Genomic DNA, 7607 nt, shown 5'->3' with positions numbered 1-7607 from the left:
GCTTCTCGGCGATGCCTTCGAGCCGCAGGACCAGCCCATTCTCGAAGCCGTATCGGCCAGGCTCGAGGGCAAGACCCAGCGCCAGCGCAATCCCCATCCCAAAGCCAGCCTGGCCTTCGCAGCCTGGGTCATTGCCAGACTCGGAGGATGGACCGGCTACTACGGCAAGCCAGGGCCGAAGGTCATGCGCATCGGCCTCGATCAGTTTCGCGCCATCAAATACGGCGCCTCCCTCGGACTATGAGATGTGTGAATCCGATAGGCCCGCGCAGCGGGGGGAGAGGGAGGGGACCCACGAAGTGGGGAGGGTGAGGTGGGTCATGCGCTCCCTCTCCCGGCTCATCGATCGACTTTATAGCAGCCACCACCTCACCTACCCGTTGCTGCGCAACGGGTCCCTTCCTCTCCCCCGCAAGCGGCGGAGAGGACGAAGAACAGCGGCGAAAACCTATTCGTCCCAGGCGTGGTCGTAGCGGGGGCTGCGCATTTCGGCGATGGCGGCTTTCAGCCGGTCGGCGACCCGCAGGCGCTCGTCGGGGCCCAGGAAGCGGCCGATCACGGCGCGGTTGCCGCGCGAGGTCACCACGAGACGCTCTTCGGTCGCCTCGACCTTCAGCCAGTAGGCGTCGAGCCGCAGCTCCTCGCGCTCGCCGTCGGGCGCGATCCGGACCACGACCAGGTCGTGGTCGGTCAGGGTCAGCGTCTCGCTGCGCCTTGCGTCGAAATAGCTGCGCTGGAACAGCCACCACAGGAGGAAGACGTCGAGGCCCATGAAGCCGAACACCGGCCAGGCGCCCATGAGGAACAGGGGCAGGCCGATCACCAGGTTGGCGGCCACGGCGGCCAGCATGACGAAGCGGAAGCCGTCCGCAGACAGGCTGCGATAGGGCTTCAGCGAGGTGGCGAAATGAACCGACGGAACGGGCGTTTCGGTCATGGTATGGAGATATATGGCCCTGATGAAGACCGCCGTCATCCCCGAGTTCTTTGCACGCCTCAGGAAGGCGATGCCGGAGCCCGAGACGGAACTGGAATACGACAATGTCTACCAGCTCCTGGTGGCCGTCGTGCTTTCCGCGCAGGCCACCGATGTCGGCGTGAACCGGGCGACCGGGCCGCTGTTCAAGTTCGTGAAGACGCCGGCCCAGATGGCGGCGCTGGGCGAGGCGAAGCTGATCGATCACATCAAGACGATCGGCCTGTTCCGCACCAAGGCCAAGAACGTGATCGCGCTGAGCCACCTCCTGCTGGAGCGGCATGGCGGCGAGGTGCCGCGTACGCACGCGGAGCTGGAGGCGCTGCCGGGAGTCGGGCGCAAGACCGCCAACGTGGTGATGAACGTGGCCTATGGCGAGGCGACGATCGCCGTCGACACCCACATCTTCCGCGTCGGTAACCGCACCGGCCTGGCGCCGGGCAAGAACCCGCTGCAGGTCGAGCTGAAGCTGCTGAAACGCGTGCCCGAGGAATACAAGCTGCACGCCCATCACTGGCTGATCCTGCACGGCCGCTACACCTGCAAGGCGCGCACGCCGCTCTGTGCAGCCTGCGTCGTGAACGACCTCTGCACCTTCAAGGGGAAGACCGTCGCGGCCTAGCCTTTCGGGTCGCCTTCGCCCGCTTCCGGGCCGGTGACGCGGCCGCTGCCTTGGCGTTCGTTACTGCTTCGGCCAGCGCCACGGCGAGCCGGCCGCCGCGGCGATCCTGGCGTTCCAGCATCACGATGTTGCGGATGAGCTGCGGCTCGCCGAACGGCAGGCAGGTGAGCTTCAGGCCGGCAAAGATCTCGTCCGACACGGCCAGCACGGCGACGCCCAGTCCCTTCTCGACCATGCGCAGGATGATGTCCTGGCTGTCGAGCACCATCTCCTCGTGCACCTCGACCCGCATGCGCCGCAGTTCGCGGTCGATGACGCGGCCGGCCCAGGCCTTGCTGTCGAAGCGGATGAAGGGCAGTTCGGCCAGCAGGTCGCGGGCACTCCGCTGCGCCTGGCCGGGCGGCGCGAACAGCCAGAAGCGGTCCTGATAGAGCGGTGTCCAGACGAGGCCGGCCGGATAGGGCCGTACCGGCTCGGTGGTCAGCGCCGCGTCGAGTTCGCCGGCCGCGACCTTCTCCGCCATCTCCGCCGACAGGCCGACCGACACCGAGACGCGGGCGCGCGGATGGGCGCGGTTGAGGGCGACCAGCGCATCGGGAAGGACGCCCGCCAGTGCGGTCTGCACGGCGCCGACCCGGAGTCGGCCGGCCAGCGAGCGTTCGTCGCCGAGGGCTCCGGCGATGTCGTCGTAGAGCGCCAGTACCTCGGCGGACCGCGCCAGGACGATCCGGCCGGCCTCCGTCAGGACCGGCAGGCGGCGCGAGCGATCGAACAGCGGCGCGCCGAACTCCTCCTCCAGGGCCTTGACCTGGAGGCTCACGGCGGATTGCGTCAGCCCGACCGCCTTGCCGGCGCCGGCGAAGGAACCGTGGCGCGCAATGGCCTGCAGCGTGCGGAGGGCGCGAAGGGACATGGGACCGATGATAAATTGTCATCGATCGATTGAGTATTCAGAATTTTCGCTCGGGGTCGGCGGAGGCGTACACAAGCGCCCATGAGCGCCGACGTGATCCTCGCCCTGCTTCCCATCGTCCTGCTGATCACGCTCGGCATCGTGCTGCGCCGCCTGCGCTTCCTCGCCGACGGGTTCTGGCCGCAGGCGGAACGGCTCAGCTACTACGTGCTGGTGCCGTGCCTGTTCTTTCACAGTCTCGCGACGGCCACGCTCGACGCGCTGCCGGCGCGCGAACTCGTCACGACCCTGATCCTCTCGATCCTCGCCGTGGCCGCGCTCCTCGTCGCGTTGCGGCCGGTGCTGAGGGTCGACGGGCCCTCCTTCACCTCGATCTTCCAGGGCGGCATCCGCTTCAACAACTATGTCGGCGTGACTCTGGCCGCCGGCCTGTTCGGTACGCAGGGCCTCGCGCTGGCGGCCCTGTGCAGCGCCGCCATCGTGCCCACCGTCAACATTCTCTGCGTGCTGGTCTTCGCTCGTCACGGCGCCGCGCGGCTGAGCGGCCGCGGCATCGCCCGGCAACTGGTGACGAACCCGCTGGTGCTCGGCTCTTTCGCGGGCATCGGCTTTCAACTGCTCGGGCTCAGTCTTCCAGTGGGGATCGAGCCGGCGCTGCGGGCGCTCGGCGCGGCGTCCCTGCCGCTCGGCCTGCTCTGCGTCGGCGCGGCGCTGGAGTTCGGATCGGTGCGCGGCTGGATCGCGCCAGTCGCCACCTCCTCGGCGATCAAGTTCCTGGTCCTGCCGGTCGTGACCGTCGCCGTTGCCTCGCTGATGGGCCTGACCGGACCGGCGCTCGTCACCGCCCTTCTCTTTCAGGCCCTGCCGACGGCGTCCTCGGCCTACATCATGGCGCGCCAACTGGGCGGCGACGCACCGCTGATGGCCGGGATCACAGCGATGCAGACGCTCTTTGCACTCGTCGCCCTGCCGCTTGCGGCCGCCGGCATCGGCGCCCTCGCCGCCTGACGTATTACGCCAGCGCCCGCAGGCCGCGGCGCAAGGTGCGGCCGTCGGATGCCGGCAGTAGCCGGTCGATCTCGCCGTGCACTTCGACCCAGACCGGCATGGCCGACTGCAGCACCCTGCGACCGGCCGCCGTCAGGATGAGCCGCCGCACCCGGCGGTCGGCTGCATCGACGGCGATCTCCACGAAGCCGCGCTGCTCGAGCGGCTTCAGGTTGGCGGTGAGCGTGGTGCGATCCATTACAAGCAGTGCTGCGATCGAACCCATCGACGGTGCCTCGGGCCGATTGAGCGACGTCAGCAGCGAGAACTGGCCGCTGGTGAGACCAAGTGGTGACAAGGCTTCGTCGAAGCGTCGCGCCAGCGCGCGTGCGGCGCGTTGGGCGGCGAAACACAGGCAGTGGTCGTAGACGTGCCGTGTCGTCTCGAACGAGGCGTTCAGCTTCTTTGACATGTCGTTATTACGTTGATATCAACCTTTCAGCTTGAAATCAACCAGCAGGAGAGACCGATGGCCTACGTGCAGGGATTTGTTTTGCCGGTGCCGGCCGACAAGAAGGAGGCCTATCGTAATGCCGCCGCCGCTTTCTCGCCGATCGCCAGGGAATTCGGCGCCACCCGCCAGGTCGAGGCCTGGGGCGACGACGTGCCCGACGGCAAGCTCACCGACTTCAAGGGCGCCGTGAAGGCCAAGCCCGACGAAGTCGTGGTCTTCTCGTGGATCGAATATCCCAGCAAGGAGGTCGCGGAGGAAGCGCACCGGAAGGTCATGAACGATCCGCGCATGCATGAGATGGACATGCCCTTCGACGGCCAGCGCATGATCGTCGCCGGCTTCACGCCGATCCTCGATGAGGCCGGCGCGAAGGGCGGCAAGACCGGCTACGTCGACGGCTTCCTCGCCGCCGTACCGGCCGGCAACAAGCAGGCCTATCTCGACATGGCGAAGAAGGCCGCGTCGGTGTTCAAGGATTACGGCGCCGTGCGCGTCGTCGAGACCTGGGGCGACAATGTGCCCGACGGGAAGGTCACCGACTACAAGGGGGCGGTGAAGGCCACGCCCGACGAGAAGATCGTCTACTCGTGGGTCGAATGGCCCTCCAAGGAGGTCCGCGACGAGGGCTGGAAGAAGATGATGGAGGATCAGCGCATGAAGGACCAGCAGATGCCGTTCGACGGCAAGCGCATGATCTATGGCGGCTTCGCGCCGATCCTGGACGTCTGAGGGTTCGCAATGACCGTCGCGAAGAACACGATCTGCCTCTGGTTCGACAAGGACGCCGAGGACGCGGCCCGCTTCTACGCCGCGACCTTTCCCGACAGCGAGGTGACGGCGGTCCACCGTGCGCCGAGCGACTATCCGTCGGGCAAGAAGGGCGACGTGCTGACCGTGCAGTTCACGGTCTGCGGCATCCCCTGCCTCGGCCTCAACGGCGGCCCGATGTTCAAGCAGACCGAGGCATTCTCGTTCCAGATCGCCACCGACGACCAGGCAGAGACCGACCGCTACTGGAACGCCATCGTCGGCAATGGCGGCCAGGAGAGCGCCTGCGGCTGGTGCAAGGACCGATGGGGCCTGTCGTGGCAGATCACGCCTCGCGTGCTGACCGAGGCAATGGCCGCCGGTGGCGAGGAGGCGAAGCGCGCCTTCGAGGCCATGATGGAGATGACGAAGATCGACGTCGCCCGCATCGAGGCGGCGCGTCGAGGCGACTGACGAGCGGTGCCGCCGATGCCGCTCAGGCGGCGTCGGCGGTGATCGTGTCGGTGTCGTTGTCGACGACGACGGCGGTCTCGAAATAGCGGATGTCGGGGGGCGCGCCGTAGCGTTCGGCGATATAGGCCTGCCATTGCGGCGTATAGACCGCCTCGGCCTCGGCGCGGCTCTTCCAGAGATAGACGCCGCCGCCGATCCGCTTTTCCGCGTCGAACAGATAGTATTTGCGGATCAGCCCCTTCATCCCGCGATACTTCGGCGCCGAGCCCTTGAAGAGTTCGGCGGCCTTCTTCGCATCGATGTCGGCCGGCAGCTTGAAGTTCACGATGGCGGTGATCATGCGATCCTCCTTCACACGGGGGCGGCGCGCTCCTCGCGCACCTTCCAGAGCAGGATGAAGCCTACCACCAGAAAGAACAGAACGCAGGCCATGCCGATGCGGGTCGAGCCGCTTGCGGCGGTGACGATGCCGATGGCCATCGGCGCCATCCAGGCGGTGGCCCGGCCCGACAGGGCGAACAGGCCATAGAATTCGCCGGTCATGCCCGGAGGCGCTATGCGGCCCACCATCGTGCGGCTGGCCGCCTGCATCGGCCCCATGCAGAAGCCGAGGATCAGCGCGAAGCCCATCAGCACCTGCTCCTGCAGCGATCCGAACAGGCCGCGCGTCGGGCTGATCGGGTCGGCCGGGACGATGTAAAGGACGTGCGTGGCCGTGACACCGACGATGCCCAGCGTCGCCACGATCACGCCGGCGATGGCGATCTGGACCGTCCGCTTGCTGCCGATCCAGTCGTCGAGCCGGCCGCCGAGAAACGCGCCGGGAATGGCGAAGATGGTCAGGATGATGCCGAAGATGCCGAGCGTCACCGTGCTCCAGCCGAAGGTCGCGGCGGCGTAGACCCCGCCGAAGGCGATGATCGCCGCGAGCCCGTCGTTGTAGAGCATGAAGGCGATGAGATAGCGCAGCACGTTGCCGAAACGCGGAAGGCGCTTCAGCGTCGCTACGAGCGATCGTCCGCCTTCCCGCGCGGCAACCAGCAGGGGCTGGCGGCGCGCGCCGGCAGAATCCGGCGTGAACAGGAACATCGGCAGGACGAAGATCGCGATCCAGAGCGCCGAGGCCGGGCCGACCAGGCGCTCCAGTTCATGACTGGCGGGATCGAGACCGAACAACGGCCGGTCGTTCGATGCCGCCAGCCCGAACATCGAGGGCATCGACACGGCGAGCACGATCAACAGAGACACGAGTCCGCCGCAGTAGCCCAAGCCCCAGCCGAAGCCGCTCAGCCGGCCCATGCGCTCGGGTCGCACGATGTTGGGCAGCTGGGCATTGTTGAACACGATCGACATCTCGGCGCCGACCGTGGCCAGGATCACCGCCCAGCTGATCGGCAGGATGAGGTCGGGGCGATTGGGATAGGCGAACCACAGGCCGGCGCATCCCGACGCCAGCAGAAGCTGGAATGCGAAGATGAAGGGCTTGCGGCGGCCGCCGGCGTCGGCCATGGCGCCGAGGAACGGACTCATCAGCGCGATCAGGATGCCCGAGGCCGACTGGGTGAAGGCCCAGGCCGACTGGCCCTTCACCGGATCGGCGACCAGCACGTTGGCGAAGTAGGGCGCGAAGATGAAGGTGGTGATGATGGTGAAGAAGGGCTGGTTTGCCCAGTCGAACAGCGCCCAGCTGAACTGACCGAGCTTAGAGGCTTCGCGCGGTTGGACCATTCCCTTAGCGGCGTTCATAAGAACACCCCAAAGAAATCTGAGCCACCTGCTATGATCATTAGCGGCCGCGTACGGCGCGAACTGCACGCACTGGACTGATAGAAGGCTTCACGACGGACCGTGACTTCAGTCGCGCGCGCATCTCGTCTAACGTGGGTCGCTCGGCGACTTCACAAATCTGGCGAAGCATATAAGCCGATAGCGACAAACCCGCGCGCGCCGCCCGCAATTCGAGCTTGCAGCGCAGTTCATCGGGCACGTTTCGAATTTGGATTGTCTTAGGCACATGAAAGGGATGAATGCATGTGCCTCGCATGTCAATGAAGCCCGCCCAGTCAACAGACCCTCTCCGCCCGCGAAGCGGGGGGAGAGGGAGGGGCCCATGGCGAAGCCATGGGAGGGTGAGGTGGGTCATCACTATCCACCCGCACACCGCCAACTTAATCGGGCACCACCTCACATACCCGTCGCTACGCGCCGGGGCCCTTCCTCTCCCCCACTGCGTGCTATCGGATTCACACATCTCATAGTCCGAGGGAGGCGCCGTATTTGATGGCGCGAAACTGATCGAGGCCGATGCGCATGACCTTCGGCCCTGGCTTGCCGTAGTAGCCGGTCCATCCTCCGAGTCTGGCAATGACCCAGG

Annotated in this window: 9 protein-coding genes and 1 pseudogene; 5 read left to right on the top strand and 5 right to left on the bottom strand. The window is 66.5% G+C overall.

Going from position 1 to position 7607, the window contains the following annotated elements:
* Positions 1-244, top strand: a pseudogene (locus tag Q7V45_RS00240) (transposase); the annotation flags it as partial.
* 204 nt (positions 245-448) lie between these two features.
* On the opposite strand, the gene Q7V45_RS00235 reads toward Q7V45_RS00240, so the two are convergent.
* Positions 449-937 (bottom strand): DUF2244 domain-containing protein, encoded by a 489-nt coding sequence (locus Q7V45_RS00235; protein ID WP_304845093.1) that lies wholly within the window; start codon positions 935-937, stop codon positions 449-451.
* 13 nt (positions 938-950) lie between these two features.
* On the opposite strand from Q7V45_RS00235, the gene nth reads away from it, so the two are divergent.
* A complete protein-coding gene (gene nth / locus Q7V45_RS00230; RefSeq protein WP_304845090.1) occupies positions 951-1598 on the top strand; it encodes an endonuclease III in 648 nt (215 codons plus the stop codon).
* Here the strand turns inward: nth and Q7V45_RS00225 are convergent.
* Positions 1573-2511 (bottom strand): LysR family transcriptional regulator, encoded by a 939-nt coding sequence (locus Q7V45_RS00225; RefSeq protein WP_304845087.1) that lies wholly within the window; start codon positions 2509-2511, stop codon positions 1573-1575. The two genes, nth and Q7V45_RS00225, sit on opposite strands and share 26 nt — an antisense overlap.
* Positions 2512-2592: 81 nt before the next feature.
* Here Q7V45_RS00225 and Q7V45_RS00220 point away from each other — a divergent pair, with 81 nt between their 5' ends.
* Positions 2593-3519, top strand: coding sequence for an AEC family transporter (locus tag Q7V45_RS00220; protein ID WP_304845084.1), 927 nt, complete (start codon positions 2593-2595; stop codon positions 3517-3519).
* 4 nt (positions 3520-3523) lie between these two features.
* Here the strand turns inward: Q7V45_RS00220 and Q7V45_RS00215 are convergent, their stop codons facing one another.
* Positions 3524-3970 (bottom strand): MarR family winged helix-turn-helix transcriptional regulator, encoded by a 447-nt coding sequence (locus Q7V45_RS00215; protein ID WP_304845081.1) that lies wholly within the window; start codon positions 3968-3970, stop codon positions 3524-3526.
* 57 nt (positions 3971-4027) lie between these two features.
* On the opposite strand from Q7V45_RS00215, the gene Q7V45_RS00210 reads away from it, so the two are divergent.
* Together Q7V45_RS00210 and Q7V45_RS00205 are read left to right on the top strand one after the other, a co-directional pair.
* A complete protein-coding gene (locus tag Q7V45_RS00210) occupies positions 4028-4741 on the top strand; it encodes a DUF1428 domain-containing protein (protein ID WP_304845078.1) in 714 nt (237 codons plus the stop codon).
* A 9-nt stretch (positions 4742-4750) separates the two neighbouring features.
* On the top strand, positions 4751-5233 hold the full coding sequence (locus Q7V45_RS00205; RefSeq protein WP_304845075.1) for a VOC family protein: 483 nt from the start codon (positions 4751-4753) through the stop codon (positions 5231-5233).
* Between the two features lie 22 nt (positions 5234-5255).
* Here Q7V45_RS00205 and Q7V45_RS00200 read toward each other — a convergent pair whose 3' ends face one another.
* Complete coding sequence (locus Q7V45_RS00200; protein ID WP_304845073.1) at positions 5256-5573, bottom strand: YdhR family protein; 318 nt, start codon at positions 5571-5573, stop codon at positions 5256-5258.
* An 11-nt stretch (positions 5574-5584) separates the two neighbouring features.
* Positions 5585-6961: an MFS transporter gene (locus Q7V45_RS00195; protein WP_304845070.1), complete on the bottom strand. Its 1377-nt coding sequence runs from the start codon at positions 6959-6961 to the stop codon at positions 5585-5587.
* Positions 6962-7607 lie beyond the last annotated feature (646 nt).

Source organism: Reyranella sp., from assembly GCF_030651995.1.
In the GTDB taxonomy this organism is placed as follows: Bacteria; Pseudomonadota; Alphaproteobacteria; order Reyranellales; family Reyranellaceae; genus Reyranella.
This window is presented reverse-complemented; position numbering and strand designations above follow the sequence as displayed.